The following is a 19,994-nucleotide window of genomic DNA, read 5'->3' on the forward strand; positions in this document are numbered from 1 at the left end:
TACGTACCCGAAGCCAGTCCCGCCTTCAGGTGAAGCGGCCCGGTTCGCCTCCTATTACCGGACGGTCACCCCATTCGCCGCCGGAAGTGGGCGATCGTGCGCCGCAGCCCCTCCTCGGGGGCCACCCGCGGCTCGTACCCGAGCCGTTCCCGGGCCAGGGTCAGGTCGGGGCGACGCATCTCCGGATCGTCGGCGGCCCGGGTGACGTAGGCCACCTCGGAGCCGCTGCCGGCGAGCGACACGATCAGCTCGGCCAGTTGGCGCATGGACATCTCGTGCTCGGTGCCGCAGTTGATCGGCCCGGTCTCGGTGGAGTCGAGCAGCAGCAGGATGCCCCGCACCAGGTCGTCGACGTAGCAGATCGAGCGGGTCTGCGCCCCGGTGCCGTGCACCGTGATCGGCTCACCGCGCAACGCCTGGGCGACGAAGGTGGGGATGGCCCGGCCGTCGTCCGGCCGCATCCGGGGACCGTACGTGTTGAAGATCCGTACGATCGCCACGTCCACGCCGTGGAAGCGGTGGTACGCCATGGTGGCCGCCTCGGAGAACCGCTTCGCCTCGTCGTAGACGCTGCGTACGCCGATCGGGTTCACGTTGCCCCAGTACGTCTCGCGCTGGGGGTGCTCCTTCGGGTCGCCGTACGCCTCGGAGGTGGAGGCCAGCAGGAAGCGGGCGTTGTCGGCGCGGGCCCGGTCCAGCAGGTGCAGGGTGGCGACCGAACCGACCCGGAGGATCTCCACCGGCAGGGTGGCGAAGTCGGTGGGGCTGGCCGGCGAGGCCATGTGCAGGATCGCGTCGAACCGTTCGGCGAGCGCCGGGTGGTGGGTCGGCAGCCCGTCGGAGACGTCCGCCTCGACGAGCGTGAAGGTGTCGCGGTCGGCGAGGTGGGCCACGTTCTCCTTGGCGCCGGTGACGAAGTTGTCCACCGCGACCACCGCGCACCCGCGGTCGAGCAGCGCCTCCACCAGGTGTGACGGAACGAAACCGGCGCCGCCGGTGACCAGGACGCGGTGGCCTGCGCCGAAGCGGGGAGCGACGTTCATGCCGGCCAGCCTACTCAGCGGGCCCCGGTCATGCCGGGCGACCAGCCGGGGACGTCGACAGGGCTCCTGCCAGGATAGAGGCAAACACCTGGACAGGAGCCCTGCGACTGGTCCGGGACGTGCCCCGCGTCGGGCATTCGCCGGACCGGTCCGTGACGACGCCTCAGTGGGCGCCGATGCCGGTGAGGGAACGCACCTCCAACTCGGCGTACTTGTCGTCGTCGGTCTCCTTGGAGATCAGCGTGCCGATCCAGCCGCAGAGGAAACCGAACGGGATGGACAGGATGCCCGGGTTGGACAGCGGGAACCACTGCCAGTCGTGGTCGGGGAACATCGCGGTCGGCGCCCCGGAGACCACCGGCGAGAAGAACACCAGGCCGACGGCGGAGAGCAGGCCGCCGTAGATCGCCCAGACCGCGCCGGAGGTGTTGAACCGCCGCCAGAAGAGGCTGTAGAGGATCGCCGGCAGGTTGCCCGACGCGGCCACCGCGAAGGCCAACGCGACCAGGAACGCCACGTTCAGGTTCTGCGCGAAGATCGACAACAGGATCGACACCGCGCCGATGGCCAGGGCGGAGATCCGGGCTACCCGCACCTCCTGCCGTTCCGAGGTCTGGCCCTTCTTGATGACGTTGGCGTAGAAGTCGTGCGCCAGGCTGGACGAGGAGGCCAGGGTCAGGCCGGCCACCACCGCCAGGATGGTGGCGAACGCGACCGCCGCGATGATCGCCAACAGCGCCGCGCCGCCCAGGTCGCCGCCGAGGAAGTCGGCGCCCAGCACCTCGGCCAACTGTGGCGCGGCCGTGTTGCCCGCCTTGTCCTGGGCGGTGATCGCCTCACCGCCGACCAGCGCCGCCGCCCCGAAGCCGAGGGCCAGGGTGAGCAGGTAGAAGGTGCCGATGATGCCGATCGCCCAGAGCACGCTCTTGCGGGCCGCCCTGGCGGTGGGCACCGTGTAGAACCGGATCAGGATGTGCGGCAGACCGGCCGTGCCCAGCACCAGCGCGATGCCGAGCGAGAGCAGGTCGACCTTGTTGTAGAAGGTCTGGGTGGCGTTCCCGGCGACCTCGACGCCGTATCTCAGCCCCGGTTCCAGGAAGGCGCTCCCCTTGCCGGAGGAGGCCGCCGCGTCACCGAGTAGCGAGGACAGGTTGAACTTGTACTTCGCCAGCACCAGCAGCGTCATGATCAGCGCGCCGCCCATCAGCAGGAACGCCTTGGCGATCTGGACGTACGTGGTGCCCTTCATCCCGCCGACCGTGACGTAGATGATCATGAGGGCGCCGACCATGATGATGGTGGCGACCTTCGCGGTGGACGCGTCCATGCCGAGGAAGGTGGTGCCCGGGCGGATGCCCAGCAGCAGCGCCACCAGCGCGCCCGCGCCGACCATCTGGGCCAGCAGGTAGAAGATCGACACGGTGATGGTGGAGGCCGCCGCCGCCGTCCGCACCGGCCGCTGCCGCATCCGGAACGCCAGCACGTCGGCCATCGTGTACCGGCCGGAGTTACGCAGCAGCTCGGCGACCAGCAGCAGGGCCACCAGCCAGGCGACCAGGAAGCCGATCGAGTAGAGGAAGCCGTCGTAGCCGTACAGGGCGATGATGCCGGCGATGCCCAGGAACGACGCCGCCGACATGTAGTCGCCGCCGATCGCCATGCCGTTCTGGAAGCCGGAGAACGACCGGCCCCCGGCGTAGAAGTCGGTGGCCGTCTTGGTCTGCCGGCTCGCCCAGATGGTGATCGCGAGCGTGGCCGCCACGAAGACCAGGAACAGGACGATGGTCAGGTTACGGGCGGTGGTGCTGCCCGCCTCAGCCGCGAGAATCGTCTGCACGGCTCACCTCCCCCATCTCGGCGCGGATCCGGTCGGCCACCGGGTCGATCTTCCGGTCGGCGTACCGGGCGTACAGCCAGGCGATCAGGAACGTCGAGACGAACTGGAGGAGCCCGAAGACCAGCGCGACGTTGATGTTGCTGCCGAAGAGTTTCGTGCCCATGAAACCCCGCGCGTACGCGGAGAGGATCACGTAGAGCGCGTACCACAGGAAGAAGGCCACGGTCATCGGGAAGACGAAGCCGCGTAGCGCGCGGCGCAGACCGGCGAACTCGTCCGAACGCTGTACGGCGACGTAGCGCTCACCGCTCACCGTGTCGGCCGGGGGTGTGTCCGTCGACATCTGTGGATCACCACCTTTCGCGGGCGTGGGGTTGCGCGCACGGTAGGGACGACGCGCGCCGATGGGGAAGGGGAAGATCGGCAACGGTCGCTCGGTGCGCCGAACGGCAGATTGGCTGCGCCGAGTGACCTGGATCACTCCGCTCAACGGTCGGCCGGCCAGCTCGTCGGTCGGCCGGTACTGCTGGTCGGGCCGGCTCGCCGGCGCGCGTTTATCGGGTGACCGGCAAGGGCGACCGGCACTACCGTCCCGGTCGTGAACGCCCTACCGCCCCACGGGAGCCAGCTCCCGCCGCCCGGCCTGACAGTGCGGCCCGAGGCGACCCACGACCACGAGGCGGTGCTCGACCTGCACCGGCAGGCGTTCGGCGCGCACGGCCGCGTGGTGGCGGACCTGGTACGCGGCCTGCGCCGGGACGACCCCACGGCCCTCTCGCTGGTCGCCGACGTACGGGGCGATGCCCTCGGGCACGTCATGTTCAGCCGTGCGCTGCTCGACGCGCCCCGACGGCTGGTCGCCGTGCAGGTGCTCAGCCCGCTCGCGGTCGCCCCACGGTGGCAGCGGCGGGGCGTCGGGGCCGCCCTGGTCCGGTACGGCCTGGACCTGCTCGACCAGCGCGACGTACCCCTGGTCTTCCTGGAGGGCGACCCCCGGTACTACGCCCGGTTCGGGTTCGCGCCCGGCGGCCCGGACGGCTTCCGCCGACCGTCGCTGCGGATCCCGGAAGCCGCCTTCCAGGTGCGGCGGCTCGCCGCGTACGAGCCGTGGATGACCGGCACGCTGGTCTACCCGGCGACCTTCTGGGAGCACGACTGCGTCGGCCTGCGCGACCCCCGCGCCTCCCCGTCCGACCCGGACGATGCCTCCCCGTCCGACCCGGACGACGGGTGCTGAGCGGTACGGCTGCCCGGTCGTGACCGGTCGGGCGGCGTGGTGGTCTCGGCTCCGGCCCGCCCGTCAGCCTGCCAGTTCCCGGTACCGCCCCCGGTGGTGCAGTAACGGATCACTCCCGTCGGCCAGGTCGACCGTCTCGACGACCCCCTCGACCAGCAGCCCCCAGCCGCACTCCCGGCTGTCGTCCAGACGGCAGCCGGCCCAGCCCCCGGCGTCGGACGGCACCGGCCCGTACGGGGTGTCGACCCACTCGTCCAGCGCGAAGAGGCCGCCAGGTGAGGGGAACAGGCCGGCGAACCGGTCGGCGAGCTGCCGATGTGTGGGCCCGAGCACGGCGACCGCGAACCGACCGGACTCCTCGACGGCGGCCCAGAGGTCGGCCTCCGGATCCACCAGCCCGAGCAGCCGGTCCGGCTCACCCTCGGCCACCATGGTCGACGAGACGGTCAGCCCGGCCGGACCGGCCGCCGTCCACAGGGTCACCGGGGCGGCCAGCCGCCCGCGTAACCGACGTGCCGGTGAGCGCTGCCCGGCCGGCGTGGCGAACGGGTCGACGTGGTGGATCTCCGCACCTGGATTCACGTGAAACATTGTGACCCCGCGAGGGCCGCCCGGTGCGCTGGTCGACCAGGTCACGCTGGAACTCCTCCCGACCGGTACCTAGGCCGGTCCTTCTCGGCCGGTCCTTCTCGGTTGGGCCGCACGGCTCGGTGGCCCCGGCTGGCATGCCGGCCCGGTGGCCTCCGGCAGTCCCCGAGGTGGCGCCGCTCGTGGCCCAGGCCACCCAGGCCGATCACTTCGGACCGGTTGGCGACGGGCCGATCACTCCCGGCCGATCACGTCGGGCCGGTTGGCGACGGGCCGATCACTCCCGGCCGATCACGTCGGGCCGGTTGGCGGCGAGCCGGGCGGCACGTCCACCGAGGAATAACCCGACCGTGCGGCGGCCAGCACCGTCGGGTCGACGCAGCCGGCGGCGTACCCGGCGATCCGGCGACGGATGTCCCGGCCCAGCAGCCACCGCCCGAGCCGGTCCGCCACCGGACGCAGCCACGCCGGGCGGCAGCGGAAGTTGTACCGCCAGGTGGCGATCGTGGTGTCCGGCTCGGGGCCGGGCGCGAACCGCCAGCCGCCCGCGAACATCTCGAAGAACCACGGGCCCCGGACCATCTTCATCCCCACGTGGCTCGGCGGGGCGTAGGAGACGTACTCGCTGACCATGATCAACCCGTGCCGGGACCGGGTGAAGGTGCGCACCCCCCGGCCGGGACGGGTCGCGCCGTCGACGAAGTGCTGCTCGCGGACGAACGGATCCCACCGGTACCGCACCGGCGCGACGGTCTGGGAGACGGCGAAGGCCAGCTCGGGCGACACCGGAACGGTGACCACGGCTTCCACGACCGGCATCGCTCCAGTGTGCCCGATCGGCACCGTGCCCACCGTCCGCGGGCGGGTCGTGGCGGCGAGACCTATCGTGCGGGCATGGCCCCCGTGACGGCACAGCAGCTCGCCCAGACCCGGCTCGTCCCCGCCGACGCGGTACTCCGGCAGGAGGTCGACTTCCGGAGCTACCCGTACCGGCATGTCGCGGTCGTCGCCCGCGCGAAGTTCGGCAAGAGCAACGCCACCCAACTCCTGGAGGCCGTCGAGTACCTGGGCCAGTACGGCTGGACGCTCGTCAACGTCACCACCGGACCCGGCGGTCACCTCTTCTACGCGCTCCTCCGCCGCGCCTGACCCCGAAACGGCCGCTGTGCCGACCGCGACGCCCGTTGGCTGGCCGTAACGCCCGTTGGCTGGCCGTAACGCCCGTGGGCCGACTCCAGATCCTGGCAACGGCGCCTTCCGCGTCCCTGGACAGCGCGATATCCGGGAAACGGCCACGCGGGCCGGGCCGGGCCGGGCCGGGCGGGCGGGCCGGGCGGGTGGGAGGGTGGGAGGGGGTCAGCGGCGGGGGGTGATGGAGGTCAGCAGTTCGGGCATGCGGCGGTCGAGCACGTCACCGGCCAGGTACGCGCCGAGCAGCGCCGCGCCCACCCCGTACGCCAGACCGACCGGCAGGGCCAGCCAGAGCCAGACCGTCCCGCCCAGCGCCGCCCCCAGCACCAGCGGCACCGAGGCGGCAGCCGCGCCGACCATGCTGAGCAGGCTCAGGAAACTCTTCGCCACCCCGGCGCCGGTGTTGACGGCGAACGGGTTGCTCGTCTCCGGCAGCGCGTACGCGCCGAGCACCGAGACGAACAGGTTCACCGCCAGCCCCACCCCGTACGTGCCGAGCAGGGTGCCCGCCGCCAGGCCGAGCCAGGCTGGCTGGCCCAGCACCAGCGCCACCACCACGCTGATGCCCAGCAGGATCGGCACCACGTAGATCGAGAAGGCTGCCATCCGGGCCTGCAACTCGACCCGGCCGGGCACTCCGGCGACCACGTTCGCCGCGTACGCGCTGCCGTCGAAGCCGAACTGGTTGGCCAGGGTGAGCGAGGCGAGCACCCCGACGAACAGCAGCGAGAAGGTGACCACCAGCGGTGAGACGTCGAACCCGGGCCCGTCGGCCCCGAAGCCGGAGCCGCCCAGGTTCACCATGAGCGGCACGAAGACCCCGACCACGCCGAGGGTGATCAGGTTGGCCCGGCGGCGGGCGTCCCGCCACCAGTAACGGCATTCCCGGGCGACCAGCGCGCCGAACCGGTCCCGCCGCGCCCAGCCCACCGCCTTCGGGAAGAGCTGCTCCACGGCGGCGCCCCGGGCTGCGGCGCTCCGGGCCGGGGCGGGGCCGGCGCCGCTCGCGCCGACCATCGCCGACTCCAGCGACCGGGACCACCAGGCCAGCAGCGCGACGATGGTCGCCACGGCGATCAGTAGTTTGACCGGGACCGCCCAGGCCCGTCCCTCGGCGACGTCGATGCCGACCGTCCAGGGGGCGCCGAACGGGGTCCAGCCGACCACCCGGGCCACCCCGGCCAGCCGTTCCCAGTCGGCCCGTTCGGCGGCGGCGACCACCGCGAGCTGCACCGGCCCGAGCAGCGCGGCGAGCACGGCGAGCAGCACGGCGGCCAGGTCACGGACCCGGCGGGACCGCAGCATGCTGGCGAACGCGCTGGTGAGCGCACGGCTCGCGGCGACGCAGAGCAGCAGGCCGGCGACCACCCCGACCATTTCCACCAGCCCGGCGGCCCAGCCGCCGGTCAGCCACGCGGTGACCACCAGGCCGCTGGTGGCGAGCAGGGTGGCCAGCGCGGGCAGGCTGACCAGGGCGGCGGCGAAGAGCCCGCCGACCAGGGTGCGCCGGGTCAGTGGCAGCAGCGCGAAGCGGGCCGGGTCGAGCGTCTCGTCCACGCCGAAGAAGACCAGCGGCAGCAGCGCCCAGCCGAGCAGCAGCAGGCCACCGCCGAAGCCGGCGGCGAGCACCGCGAACTCCGGCGCGTCGGCCAACCCGGGGCCGGCGAGCAGGAAGAACCCGACCCCGGTGAACCAGAGCGCGAAGACGAGACCGACCACGAAGAGGATCACCCGCCAGCGTTGGCCGCGGGTGCTGTTCGCCGTGACGCGAAGTTTCAGCCGGACGAAGTGCCGGGCCGACACCGACCGGACCGGATCGGCGGGCGTCAGCGCGTCCGGGGTCACGTCGACAGCCACGACAGCTCCTCGCCGGTCGCGGTCCGTCCGCCGACCACCTCGACGAAGACCTCCTCCAGGGAACGGTCCCCGCGTACCTCGGTCAGCGTGCCGACCCGCTTGATCGTCCCGTCCGCGAGGATCGCCACGTGGGTGCAGAGCCGCTCGACGACCTCCATCACGTGGCTGGAGAAGACCACCGTGCCGCCGCCGGTCACGTACCGGTGCAGGATGTCCCGGATCAGCGCCGCCGACACCGGGTCGACCGCCTCGAACGGCTCGTCCAGCACCAGCAGCCGGGGGCCGTGCAGCAGCGCGCAGGCCAGGCCGATCTTCTTCTTCATGCCGGCGGAGTAGTCGACCACCAGGGTCCGCCCGGCGTCGCCGAGGGCGAGCACGTCGAGCAGCTCGGCCGCCCGCCGGTCGACCACCGCCGGGTCCATGCCGCGCAGCAGGCCGTGGTACGCGAGCAGCTCCGCCCCGGTGAGCCGGTCGAAGAGGCGTACGCCGTCCGGCATCACGCCGAGCAGCCGCTTGGCCTGCACCGGGTCGCCCCACACGTCGTACCCGAGGACCCAGGCCCGGCCGGCGTCGGGGCGCAGCAGGCCGACGGACATCGACAGGGTGGTGGTCTTGCCGGCGCCGTTCGGGCCGAGCAGGCCGTAGAACGACCCGGCCGGTACGTCGAGGTCGACGCCGGCCACCGCCACCTTGCTGTCGAACCGTTTGGCCAGCCCACGCAGGGCCAGCGCCGGGTGGGCACCAGTCATGGACCGAACCTATCCGGCCCCGGCAACCCTTCCGCTCCTGCTCAGGGACGATCTCGACCTCCACCTCGGGGTGGTGTCGCGGCGGCGACCGACCGTCCCGCCCGGGACCACCCCGGTGCCCGGCAGCGGGCGGGGGCGACGTCCGGTGGCGTTCCTGGCGTCCGGTAGCGGGCGGGGGCGGCGTCCGGTGGCCTTCGCCAGGCCGGCCCGCGCACGGGCCTGTTCGTCCGCCTCGTTGATCCGGTCGGCGATCTCCTGGGCCACCCGGTGGCTCCGCCGGGCCGCCGCGCGGTGACCGGCGAGCAGGTACGCCTCACCGAGGGTGTTCCACACGTTCGCCTGGAGGTCGGGGCTGAGGCCACGGGCGAGGTCGAGCGCCGCCCGGCCGGACCGGAGCGCCACCCCGGGGCGGCCCAGCCTGATGTGGCTGAGGGCGAGGTTGGCCAGCGCGTTGGCCTGGCCCGGGCGGCTCAGCCAACGCCGTCTCATCAACAGCAGCGCCCGCCGGCTGTGGCGGATCGCCTCGGCGTGCCGCCCCAGCCGGGCGTAGAGCAGACCGAGGTTGATCTCCATGCTCGCCACGCCGGGGCCGCCGGACCGTCGTTGCAGCGCCAGCGCCTGCTGGATGTACGTCAGAGCCTCCCGGTCCCGGCCGAGCAGGTGCAGGTCGATGCCGAGGTTGCTCAGCACGGTGGCCGTCCACTGCCGGCCCAGGTCCGACCTGAGCAGCGCGATCGCCCGGCGGTACTCGTCGACCGCCGCCCGGTGCCGACCGAGCCGGCGGTACACCAGACCGAGCTGGTTGCGGGTGATCCCCTCGCCGTCGAGCTGACCGAGCCGCTGGTGCAGGGCGAGCGCCTCGGCGAGTCGGGCCAGCGCCGGCTCCGTCCGCCCGGCGCTGTCGTACGCCTGGCCGAGCATCGTCAGGGTGTACGCCTCGGCGCCCCGGTCACCCGTCCGACGGGCGACCGCCTCGGCGCGGAGCAGGACGTCGCGCCAGTCGTCCAGGTGCCCCTTGCGGATCAGGTACGGCGGCAGCAGGTGGGCGAGGCGCAGCACGTGCCGGTCCCCGACCCCGTCCGGGGCGGCCCGGATCGCGGCGAGGATGTTCGGGTACTCCGCGTCGAGCCAGGCGAGCGCCTCCGGCTCGTCGGCGAACCGCTCCGGTGGGGTCCGGGGGGTCGGGGGCAGCCCCACCGGCAGCACGGGGTACCTGCGGATCAGCCGGGTCGCCGCGTCGACGGTCGCCACGTACCAGTCGAGCAGGCGCTCCCGGGCGGGCCCGACACCGGCCGGGTCCTCGGCGGCGCACCGCCGCCCGGCGTACTCCCGCAGCAGGTCGTGCAGTTGGTACCGGTGCGGCTCCACCTGTTGCAGGAGGTGCTCGTCGAGCAGCGATTCGAGCGCGTCCCGGGCGGTCTTCCGGTCCGCGCCGACCAGCGCCGCCACCGAGGCCGCGGTCACGTCGTTGCCCGGGTGCACGCCGAGCAGTCGGAACTGCCGTCGCCGTTCGGGCGTCAACGCCCGGTACGACAGGGCCAGGACGCTCTCGACCGCCCGTCCCCCGGCGTGGAGCTCGTCGAGCCGGTGGTTCTCGTCGGTGAGCCGGGTGACGAGGTGGCCGAGCTGCCACGCCGGTCGGGCGCGTAGCCGCCGCGCGGCGATCGCCACGGCCAGCGGCAGGTGGCCGCAGCAGGTCAGTAACGCGTCGGCGGCGGCGGGTTCGGCGGTCACCCGGTCCGGGCCGAGGATCATGGTGAGCAGGTCCCACGACTCCGTCCGGTCCAGCACGTCCAGTCGGATCGGGTGGGCGCCGTCCACGGCCAGACTGCGCCGGCTCGTCACGATCACCAGGCAGCCGGGGCCGGTCGGCAGCAGCGGGAGGAGCTGCGCCTCGTCTGCCGCGTTGTCCAGCACGAGCAGCACCCGCTGGCCGGACAGCCGGTCCCGGAACACCGCCGCGCGGGCCTCCACGGTCGCCGGGACGCTGGACGCGGGGACACCCAGCAGCCTGAGCAGGGACTCCAGCACTTCGGCGGGGTCGGCCGGGGCGGCGTCCGCGGTGAAGCCGCGCAGGTCGACGTAGAGCTGACCGTCGGGGTACGCGCCGGTGAGGCGGTGCGCGGCGTGCACCGCCAGCCGGGTCTTGCCCACCCCGGCCATCCCCTCGATGGTGACGACGGGGACGGCGGTCTCCGACGTGTCGGTGACGCTGATGTCCCGTACCGCCGCCAGCTCGGCCCGTCGGCCGACGAACTCCGTGATGTCGGGTGGCAGGTGCCGGTACGCGCTGGCCAGCGCGCGACCCGCGTCGGGCGGCTGGCCAGCGCCGTCCGCGTGCCCGGTGTCGGGTCCGGGCCGACCGCTCGGCCCGGGATCTCCCGTGACGATCCGCCGGTGCAGCTCCCGGGTCTGCTCCGACGGCTCGGCGCCCAACTCGGTCACCGTCCGTCGGCGCAGCTCCCGGAAGACGGTCAGCGCGTCGGAGCGCCGCCCGACCCGGCTGTGCGCCGTCATGAGCTGCCGGGCGAAGCGCTCGTCCAGCGGATGCTCGGCGACCAGCCGGACCAGCTCGGGGGTCAGGCCGGCGAGCTGGCCGTCGGCGAGGCGCGCGTCGACGTACGCCGCGATCGCGTCGGTCCGGGCCTCGTTCAGGGCCGCCGCGCTGAGTTCGATCACCAGCCCCGACAGGCCGCTGAAGGCGGGACCCCGCCAGAGTCGGAGGGCGGCGCGCAGCAGCCGGATCGCGGCCGCCGTGTCGCCGTGGCCGCGCGCGGTCTCGGCGGCGGCGACCGCGGCCCGGAACTGGTCGAGGTCGCACTGCTCCGGCGCCACCTGGAGCTGGTAGGCCGAGGAGCTGGTGACGATGGGCGCGGCGGCGCGGCTGCCGCCCGGGGACAGCCGTCGGCGCAGGTCCGAGACGAGTCCCTGGAGCTGCACCCGGTGGGACCGGGGTGGGGAGTCCGGCCAGAGCTCGTCGACGATGAGGTCCACCGGGACGGGCTGGTTGGCGTGGGCGAGGAGCAGCGCGAGCACCAGGGTCCGTTGTGGACCGCCGAGGTCCACCGGCGTGCCGCCCGACTCGACGGCCACCGGGCCGAGCGCCCGGAAGTACAGCTCCACACGAGGCTCCACGGTCACGTCGTCACCCAGGCGTTACCGTCACCGGTCCGTCATGTCGTGTCATGTCACCTGTCCGTCAGACTACCCGAAGTGGCGCTTAGCGATTAGTTAGTGACCGTTGCTAACGTCCGGGCTCCCGGGGCGCGGCGGACCGGCCGCCTGTCGTCCGGGAAGGTGACCGAGGTGTCCGACCGGGTCCACGCCGCTCGCGCAGCGGCCTGCCGCCCGGAGGTACGGGGGTGGGCGCCCGGCACGTCCCGGACCACAGTGGACCCGGACGGACCGCGACGTCGTGCGGCCTCCCGGCAGGGGAGCGACCGCACGACGTCGCGGTCCGGACCGCCCCGGCCGCTCAGGCGGGCGTCCTGCCGTGCAGCCGTAGTGACTCCGGGGTGTGCAGGCGGAGCATGGTGGTGGCGATGTCGGCGGGGGCGCGGCGGCGGGACGCCACCGAGACGGCCACCATGACCGTGAAGGCCAGCGGGACCGTCCAGGCGGCCGGTTGGGCGATCAGGGTGGCCGGCCAGCCGGTCAGCGGCGGGCCGAGCACGGTCAGCAGCACCGCGCCGACGGCCGCGCCGCCGCCGGCCAGGATGCCGGCGGCCGCGCCCACGTCGGTCAGGCCGCGCCACCAGATGCCCAGCACCAGCAGCGGGCAGAAGCTGGACGCGGCCACCGCGAAGGCCAACCCGACGACCTGCGACACGTCCAGCCCGGAGACGTTCAGCGCCAGCGCCGCCGGCACCGCCCCGGCGATCAGGGTGGCCAGCCGGAAGCCGCGTACCGAGCCCTGGCCGAGCACGTCGGTGGAGATCACCCCGGCGACGCTGGTGAGTAGCCCGGACGAGGTGGACAGGAACGCGGCGAACGCCCCGGCGGCGACCAGCGCGGCGAGCAGCCGGCCGGTGGTCCCGTCGCCGAGGGCGGCCCCGGGCAGCAGCACCACCACCGCGTCGGTCTGCCCGGTGACCAGCAGGTGCGGGGTGTAGATCCGGCCGAGCACCCCGTACAGGGTGGGCAGCAGGTAGAACGCGCCGACCAGGGCGAGCACCACCAGGGTGGTCCGGCGGGCCGCCGCGCCGTCCGGGTTGGTGTAGAAACGCACCAGCACGTGCGGCAGCCCCATGGTCCCGAGGAACGTCGCCAGGATCAGCGAGTACGTGCCGAACAGCCCCCGGTCGTCGTCCCCGGCGGTGCTGGGCAGCAGCCAGTCGGCGGCGTCGGTGTCGACTCCGGTGACCTCCGGCACCGGGTCACCGGCGGCGAAGGTCAGCTCGTCGCCGGGACGTACCTCGCGGACCGTCCCGTCGGGGAAGGTGAGCGCCGCCGGGTGCTCGACCACGACGGTGGTCGCGGTCCGAAACGCCGGCCCGTCGGGCGGGGTCACCGCCGGGCGGCCGTCGGCCTGCCACTGCAACACCAGGAAGATCACCGGTACGGCCAGCGCGGTCAGCTTCAGCCAGTACTGGAACGCCTGCACGAAGGTGATCGCCCGCATCCCGCCGAACGCCACGTTCGCGGTGACCACCGCCGCGACCAGCAGCGCCCCGACCGGGTACGGCGAGCCGGTCAGCGTGGTCAGGATCAGCCCCGCCCCCTGGAGCTGCGGCACCAGGTACAACCACCCGATGAAGATCACGAAGACGGTGGCCAGCGCCCGCAGCTTGCGGGAGCCCAGCCGCAGCTCGCAGAAGTCCGGCAGGGTGAACGCGCCGGAGCGGCGCAGCGGGGCGGCCACGAACAGCAGCAACGCCAGGTAGCCGGCGGCGAACCCGACCGGGTACCAGAGCACGTCCACGCCGTGCTTGAGGATCAGGCCGGCGATGCCGAGGAAGGACGCCGCCGACAGGTACTCCCCGCCGATCGCGGCGGCGTTCCAGGTCGGGCTGACCGTGCGGGAGGCGACCAGGAAGTCGGAGGTGGTCCGGGCCACCCGCAGGCCGTAGAAGCCGATCGCCACGGTGGCCAGGGTGACCGCCACGATCGCCGGCACCACGTACCCGTTGCCCACCTCAGCGCTCCGGCCGCTGGACCAGGTCGGTGAAGTCCTGTTCGTTGCGTTCGGCCAGCCACACGTACGTCCAGCCGACGGCGACCAGGAACGGGAAGGCGGCCACCCCGAGCAGCAGCCAGGGCAGGTTCACCCCGGCCACGGTGACCCGGCTGACGGTGGGCGCGATGGCGAACAGCCAGGGCAGCCCGCCCAGCCCGATCAGCACCACCGCGGCGAGCCGCAGCGCCAGCGCGAGCTGGGCCCGGACCAGCCCCCGGACGAGCGCCTCGCCGACCCGGGTCTGCTCGGTCAGCTCGCTGCGGGTCCGTTCGACGCCCCGCCGGGACACCTCGGCCAGCACGATCCGCGTCCGCCGGGGTGGGGTCGGCGTGCGGGGGGACGGCACCGGCTCGGTGGGGGCGGCCACTGACGCAGTCTCACCGTCCCGGGCCGTTTGTCAAGTGCCGGAGAACGCCGGGCCGGTTGTGCACAACCTGTGGACAACCGGCCCGGCGTCTGTGGATAACTCGCTCAGCTTGTGGAAATCGTCAGGTTCGCGGTGAGCGTCCCGCTGGCCGGCACGGTGAACCTGGCTACCCGGAGCACACCCTCCGCGTCCAGCTCCTTGTACGTGCCGGAGTGGTACGTGTCGTCGATCCGGGCGTTGTAGGTGAAGTAGATCCGCTGCTTCCCGACCACCTGCGTCCGGTACCGCCCGTTCTCCACCGGCGAGTACCCGGCGATGTCGCCGGTGTCCGCGCTGCGGGCGATGACGTACCCGTCGACGAACGGCCGACCGTCGGCGTCGGTGACGTCGCCGGCCACCGTGCTGCCGGCGCGCACCGTCATGTCGTACGTGCTGACGCCGCCGGTGGTGACGGTGACCGGGGTGGCGGTGAACCGGCTGACCGCGTTCCCCGACCACTGCTGCGGGTACGGGTGACCGGCGAACACCACCGGCCAGGCGTACGGCCCGAGCCGCTCCAGCGTGTACCGGCCGTCGTCGTCGGTGATCGCGTCGTCCACGCCCAGGCCCGGGTGCCCGGTGAGCACCGAGACGTCGACCTGGCGTACCGGTTGCCCGGAGGTCGCGTCGGTGACCACGCCGCTGATCCTTCCGGCCCGGTCCAGCTTCACCTGCGGGCCGGTCACCACCGTGCCGACCGTCGTGGCGACCGGGACGGCCTGCCGCTCGTCACCGGTGCCGCCGTCCGCCCCGACCCACTGCCGCCCGTACGGCGAGTCGCGCGGGTCGGCGAACAGCTTGTACGTGCCGGTGGACAGCGGGCCGATGTTGATCCGGCCGGCGCTGTCGCTGCACCGCCCGTACCCGTCCGGCAGGGCGGCCTGCTTGGGCAGGAAAGCCGCGACGCAGACCCCGGAGACCGGCGCGCCGGTCTGCCGGTCCACGATCGTGGTGGTGATCACCGCGCCGGGACGCATCTTCGGCGTGAGCCTGGTGGTGCGGTCGGCCACCACCCGGACGTCGCTCAGCTCCCGATGGTGGTACTGACCGGTGCGGGTGTAGAGGGAGATCAGGTGGCGACCCTCGGGCAGGCCGGTCAGGAGCACCTTGCCGGTGCCCTGGCTGCACTTGTCCACCGCGCAGAAGTCGGCGATCGACGCCCCGGTGACCGAGTCGACGGCGGAGATCTCCACCGAGCCCTCGCCCAGCAGACTCTCGTCGACCGTGGTGGCCTGGCCACCGGTCACCGTCACCGGGTCGGCCTGCTGGTGGTCGAGCTTGCCCCGGTAGAACTGCTGCCGCTCACCGGCGTAGAAGGCCAGCTTGTAGGTGCCGGCGAGCAGCGCCGGCACGCTGAACCGGCCGTTGGCGTCGGTGTTGGCGTCCACCGCGCCGTACATGTTCGCGGTGTTGATCGCCACGTACGCGTCGGCCACCGGAGCGCCGGCCGCGGTGGTCAGCGTGCCGGACATGCTGCCGGTCGGCAGCACCGTCTCGTCCACGACGAGCTCCGCCCCGGCGGTGACGGTGTACCGGCCGGCGGCCTCGGTGTCGAGCTTGCCCGGGACGTACTGGGTCTGCCAGAGCCCCTCGATCGGCCGGAACGAGATCAGGTACGTGCCGCCGAACGCGCCGATCCGGTACCGGCCGTCGGGCTCGGTCCGCGCCCACGCCCGGACCTGGGTGTCCACCTCGACCGCCTCGACCAGCAGGTCGGAGACGGGCGCGCCGGCCGCGTCGCGGATCTGCCCGGTGATCGTCCCGGTGGCGAAGAGCTGGTCGTCGGCGGTGACCGTGTCCCCGGCGGTGACGGTCACCGTGTCGGCGTCCCACGGGGTCGTCTTCTGCCGGTAGTACTGCTCGGCGGCTTCGGCCGGCTCGAAGGCGACGGCGTAGCGGCCCGGGGCCAGGCCGGGCACGCTCCAGTTGCCGTCACTGTCGGTGCTGGTCCAGTCGACGCCGAAGAAGTCCGGGGTGTAGATCCGCACCCCGACGTCGGCGGCCGGGGCGCCGGCGCTGGTGGTCAGCCGCCCGCTGACCGTGCCGGTTGTCGCCGCCTGCGCCGGGAGCGCCCCGGGCGCGAGAAGGGACGCGACGACGACGCCCACCAGGGCGACGCGACGCGGTAGGGAAAGTCGCATACCTGTCCAAACGTGAGGGTGGTGGGGCGTCGGAGGCAGCACGACGCCGCACCGACCCCGCGCCCCGTACCGGATCGGCACCGGGAGCATAGGCGACCGGCGATCTTCCTCGACTCCACTTTTCGGCCGTGGTCCGGGCGGACTCCGGTCCGCCGCGCGTCGGCTCCGGTCAGCGGTTCCAGTCCTGTTTGGCGGCGCGGACCAGTTTGTCCTTCAGCTCCCGGGTGTGCCGGCGGCTCACCGGCAGCTCGGCGGCGTCCACCACCACCACGTAGCCGGAGTTGACCAGCCGCAGCTCGGCGATCAGCCGCAACTGCACCAGGTACGACCGGTGGATCCGGACGAAACCGGCGTCCGCCCAGCGTTCGGCGAGCGTCGCCAGCGACACCCGGACCAGGTGCGACCCGTCGGCGGTGTGCAGCCGGGCGTAGTCGCCCTGCGCCTCCACCCAGCGCACCGCCGAGCGGGGCAGCATCCGGGTCGTCCCGGCCAACTCGACCGGGATGGTCGGATCGTCCTCGGCGCGGGCCGCCGCGGCCGGATGACTCGCCACCACCCGGGCGCCGGTGACCCGGCGCAACGACTCGGCGAGCCGTTCGGCGCGGACCGGTTTGCGCACGTAGTCGGTGGCGCCCAGGTCGAACGCGTCGGCCGCCCCGTCGTCGTACGCGGTGACGAAGACGATCGCCGGCGGCCGGGCGAACCGGCGCAGCACCCGGGCCAGCTCCATGCCGTCCAGGCCGGGCATCCGGATGTCCAGGAAGACCACGTCCACGTCGTCGTCGCGGAGCACCCGCAGCGCCTCGGTGGCGTCCGAGGCGGTGTGCAGCCGGGCCACCCGGGGGTCGGCGCGCAGGTGGTACGCCAGCTCGTCCAGCGCCGGCGGCTCGTCGTCGACCGCCAGTACCCGGAGGAAACCGCTGGTCACGAGCCTGCCCGCACGCCGGGGTGGAATTTCGGGATGCGCATGCTCACCTTGGTGCCCGCTCCCGGGCCGGTCTCCACGACCAGGCCGAACCGGTCCCCGAAGGCCGACCGGAGCCGCTCGTCGACGTTGGAGAGCCCGACGTGCTGGCCCGGATCGTCCCGGACCCCGCTGGAAGCTCCCGACCTGCCCGGTTCGGCCAGCTCCGCGACGCCGCCGGCCGGCGTCTCCCGGCCGGCGGTCAGCTCCGCGATGCCGGCGGTCAACGTCGCCGGGTCCATTCCCACGCCGTCGTCCTCCACGGTGAGGTGACACTCCGCGCCCGCGTCCCGGGCCTCGATGCTCACCATGCCCGTCCCGGGCTTGCGGGACAACCCGTGCCGGACGGCGTTCTCCACCAGCGGTTGCAGGCACAGGAACGGCAGCGTCACCGGCAGCACCTCCGGGGCGATCTGGAGGCGCACCTGGAGCCGGTCACCGAAGCGGGCCCGCTCGATGGTCAGGTAGCGGTCGATCGAGCGCAGCTCCTCGGCGAGCGTGGTGAACTCGCCGTGCGCCCGGAACGAGTACCTGGTGAACTCGGCGAACTCCAGGATCAGCTCCCGGGCGCGTTCCGGGTCGGTCCGGACGAACGAGGCGATCGCGGTCAACGCGTTGTAGATGAAGTGCGGGCTGATCTGGGCGCGCAGCGCGCGCACCTCGGCCCGGGCCAGCCGCTCCCGGGACGAGTCCAGCTCGGCCAGGGCGATCTGGTTGCCGGCCCAGTCGGCGGTCTCCAGGGCGGCCTGCACCAGCCCCGGCGCGGGGGCGCTGTCGGCGACCGCGACCAGCGCGCCGACCACCCGGCCGTCCGGGCCGCTGAGCGGGGCGACGACCGCTCCGCGTACCGGGCAGTCCACCCGGTCGCAGCGCAGCTCCGACTCGCCGAGCACGGTCGACCGGCCGGCCGCCGCCGCCCGCCGCGCCGCCGCCCGCAACTGGGCCGTGTGGTGACCGCCCTGCCCGTCGAGGGCGAGCAGGTCGTCCCGGTCCGCCAGGGCCAGCCCGGCCGACCCCACCAGGGCCCGCAGATGGCGTACGGCCTTGCCGGCGCTGCCCGCGTCCAGGCCGGCGCGCAGCGGCTCGGCGGCCAGCCCGGCGGTGTGCAGCACCTCGTAGGTGGCCCGCTGCCCGGCGGTGGCGATGCCCCGTCGGGCGCGCAGCCGGCCCACCCCGAGCACGGCGACGACGAGCGCGGTGACCAGGGCGACGACCGCGAGCGCCGCGGAGAGGTTGCCGCTCACGCTCAGATCATGGCCGGTTCCGCCGGGTACGCCAAGAGGTCAGTACGCGCCCTTGCGGGCCAGCACCACGCCGACCGTACGCCACAGGATGCTCAGGTCGTACGCCAGCGACCAGTTGTCGACGTAGTAGAGGTCCAGCCGGACCGCCTCGTCCCAGGAGAGGTCGGAGCGGCCGGAGACCTGCCACAACCCGGTCATCCCGGGCCGGACCAGCAGCCGACGTCGGACGTCGCCCAGGAAGTCGCCGTCGTCGGCGGGGAGCGGACGCGGCCCCACCAGCGACATCTCCCCCCACAACACGTTGATCAACTGGGGCAGCTCGTCCATCGAGGAGGCGCGCAGGAACCGGCCGACCGGGAACACCCGGGGGTCCCGCTTCATCTTGAACAGCATGCCGTCGGTCTCGTTCTGGTCGACCAGGCTGGCCAGCCGTTCCTCGGCGTCCACGTACATGGTGCGGAACTTCCACACCCGGAACGTGCGTCCCTCGTGCCCCACCCGGGGCTGGCGGAAGAACACCGGGCCGGGGTCGGAGATCCGGATCGCCACCGCGATGGCCAGGAACACCGGGACCAGCGCCAGCAGGCCCAGCCCGGCGGCCACCCGGTCCATCAGGTTCTTCACCAGCAGCGCCGGCCCGGACAGGGTCGGCTCCTCCACGTGCAGCAGCGGCAGGCCCTGGATCGGCCGGATGTGCACCCGGGGACCGGCGATGTCGGTGAGCTGCGGGGCGACCACCAGGTCGACGCCGGAGCCCTCCAACTGCCAGGCCAGCCGACGCAGCTCACCCGGCTCGGAGCTGGCCGAGCCGCAGACCGCGATGGTGTCCCCGCCGACCTCCCGCACCAGGGCGAGCACGTCCCGGCCGGCGTACACCGGCACCGGGGTGTCGATGCCCCGGGCGGCGGCGTACCCGTCGGTGAGGTGGATCGCCACCGGCATCAGCCCGGCGGCCGGGCTGCGGGTGACCGCCGCGTACACCTCCAGGCACTCCGGCAGGGTGCCCATCAGCACCATCCGGTGCGCGGCGTGCCCCGTCCGGTGCCGCACCCAGTGCAGGACGGACCGGCCCACCATCCGGCCGAACAGGATGAGCGCGGCCGCGCCGAGCAGCGCGGTGCCGACGGTGTAGCGGGAGAGGTCCGTCTTGGTGGCGAAGGCCAGGAACGACACGCTGGCCGCCACCGTCACCGAGGCGCGGATCACCCGTTTGAACTCGTCCGGCCCGAGACCCAGGTAGCGACGGTCGTACGCGCGGTTGCTCCACAGGGTGATCACCCAGCCCAGCGGGAGCAGCACGCACGACACGGTGTAGAACCAGGTCGGATCGCTCTCGGCCTCGGTGAACCCGGAGGCCGCCTGGTCGAAGAGCTGGATGGCGACCCAACTGGCCAGCGCCGCCAGCCCGAAATCCAGCAGCAGCAGCAACAGGGTGTAGGGGCGGTGCCACCGGGAGACCCGGCGGCTGACCCGCGCCCACGCCGACCGGGGTACGCCGTTGGGTGGCGGGGTCGGCGGCTGGATCTCGAAGCTGTCGACGTGCCGCACGAGTTTGCTCCGG

At 73.3% G+C, this 19,994-nt stretch carries 15 protein-coding genes and 1 pseudogene; 2 read left to right on the forward strand and 14 right to left on the reverse strand.

Annotation, left to right across the window (positions count from 1 at the left end; genetic code table 11):
- Positions 1-65: 65 nt before the first annotated feature.
- The 3 genes from O7606_RS19530 to O7606_RS19540 form a co-directional block, all read right to left on the reverse strand.
- Positions 66-1,043: a GDP-mannose 4,6-dehydratase gene (locus tag O7606_RS19530; protein ID WP_281595460.1), complete on the reverse strand. Its 978-nt coding sequence runs from the start codon at positions 1,041-1,043 to the stop codon at positions 66-68.
- A 163-nt stretch (positions 1,044-1,206) separates the two neighbouring features.
- Positions 1,207-2,880, reverse strand: coding sequence for a cation acetate symporter (locus tag O7606_RS19535; protein WP_281595461.1), 1,674 nt, complete (start codon positions 2,878-2,880; stop codon positions 1,207-1,209).
- Positions 2,858-3,223, reverse strand: a complete 366-nt coding sequence (locus tag O7606_RS19540; RefSeq protein ID WP_281595462.1) for a DUF485 domain-containing protein — start codon at positions 3,221-3,223, stop codon at positions 2,858-2,860. The genes O7606_RS19535 and O7606_RS19540 overlap by 23 nt, the downstream gene beginning before the upstream one ends.
- Positions 3,224-3,478: 255 nt before the next feature.
- Between O7606_RS19540 and O7606_RS19545 the strand changes: the two genes are divergently transcribed.
- Complete coding sequence (locus O7606_RS19545; protein ID WP_281595463.1) at positions 3,479-4,117, forward strand: N-acetyltransferase; 639 nt, start codon at positions 3,479-3,481, stop codon at positions 4,115-4,117.
- 63 nt (positions 4,118-4,180) lie between these two features.
- Here the strand turns inward: O7606_RS19545 and O7606_RS19550 are convergent.
- A pseudogene (locus O7606_RS19550) lies at positions 4,181-4,708 on the reverse strand (flavin reductase family protein); the annotation flags it as partial.
- 288 nt (positions 4,709-4,996) lie between these two features.
- Positions 4,997-5,524: an SRPBCC family protein gene (locus O7606_RS19555; protein ID WP_281595465.1), complete on the reverse strand. Its 528-nt coding sequence runs from the start codon at positions 5,522-5,524 to the stop codon at positions 4,997-4,999.
- A 75-nt stretch (positions 5,525-5,599) separates the two neighbouring features.
- Between O7606_RS19555 and O7606_RS19560 the strand changes: the two genes are divergently transcribed.
- Positions 5,600-5,854, forward strand: coding sequence for a hypothetical protein (locus tag O7606_RS19560; protein ID WP_281595466.1), 255 nt, complete (start codon positions 5,600-5,602; stop codon positions 5,852-5,854).
- A 207-nt stretch (positions 5,855-6,061) separates the two neighbouring features.
- Here the strand turns inward: O7606_RS19560 and O7606_RS19565 are convergent, their stop codons facing one another.
- The 9 genes from O7606_RS19565 to O7606_RS19605 form a co-directional block, all read right to left on the reverse strand.
- Positions 6,062-7,753 carry an ABC transporter permease gene (locus O7606_RS19565; RefSeq protein ID WP_281595467.1) on the reverse strand — a complete coding sequence of 564 codons (1,692 nt, stop codon included), beginning with the start codon at positions 7,751-7,753 and terminating at the stop codon, positions 6,062-6,064.
- A complete protein-coding gene (locus O7606_RS19570) occupies positions 7,738-8,502 on the reverse strand; it encodes an ABC transporter ATP-binding protein (RefSeq protein WP_281595468.1) in 765 nt (254 codons plus the stop codon). The genes O7606_RS19565 and O7606_RS19570 overlap by 16 nt, the downstream gene beginning before the upstream one ends.
- Before the next feature lie 9 nt (positions 8,503-8,511).
- Positions 8,512-11,625, reverse strand: coding sequence for a BTAD domain-containing putative transcriptional regulator (locus O7606_RS19575; protein ID WP_281595469.1), 3,114 nt, complete (start codon positions 11,623-11,625; stop codon positions 8,512-8,514).
- Between the two features lie 352 nt (positions 11,626-11,977).
- Complete coding sequence (locus O7606_RS19580) at positions 11,978-13,636, reverse strand: cation acetate symporter (protein ID WP_281595470.1); 1,659 nt, start codon at positions 13,634-13,636, stop codon at positions 11,978-11,980.
- 1 nt (position 13,637) lies between these two features.
- On the reverse strand, positions 13,638-14,045 hold the full coding sequence (locus tag O7606_RS19585) for a hypothetical protein (RefSeq protein ID WP_281595471.1): 408 nt from the start codon (positions 14,043-14,045) through the stop codon (positions 13,638-13,640).
- Between the two features lie 104 nt (positions 14,046-14,149).
- Positions 14,150-16,225: a carboxypeptidase regulatory-like domain-containing protein gene (locus O7606_RS19590; RefSeq protein WP_281595472.1), complete on the reverse strand. Its 2,076-nt coding sequence runs from the start codon at positions 16,223-16,225 to the stop codon at positions 14,150-14,152.
- A 169-nt stretch (positions 16,226-16,394) separates the two neighbouring features.
- Positions 16,395-17,153 (reverse strand): LytTR family DNA-binding domain-containing protein, encoded by a 759-nt coding sequence (locus O7606_RS19595; protein WP_281595473.1) that lies wholly within the window; start codon positions 17,151-17,153, stop codon positions 16,395-16,397.
- Positions 17,150-18,433, reverse strand: a complete 1,284-nt coding sequence (locus O7606_RS19600; protein WP_281595474.1) for a histidine kinase — start codon at positions 18,431-18,433, stop codon at positions 17,150-17,152. The genes O7606_RS19595 and O7606_RS19600 overlap by 4 nt, the downstream gene beginning before the upstream one ends.
- Before the next feature lie 39 nt (positions 18,434-18,472).
- A complete protein-coding gene (locus tag O7606_RS19605; RefSeq protein ID WP_281599766.1) occupies positions 18,473-19,981 on the reverse strand; it encodes a sugar transferase in 1,509 nt (502 codons plus the stop codon).
- Between the last annotated feature and the right edge of the window lie 13 nt (positions 19,982-19,994).

It is taken from the genome of Micromonospora sp. WMMD882 (assembly GCF_027497255.1).
In the GTDB taxonomy this organism is placed as follows: Bacteria; Actinomycetota; Actinomycetes; order Mycobacteriales; family Micromonosporaceae; genus Micromonospora.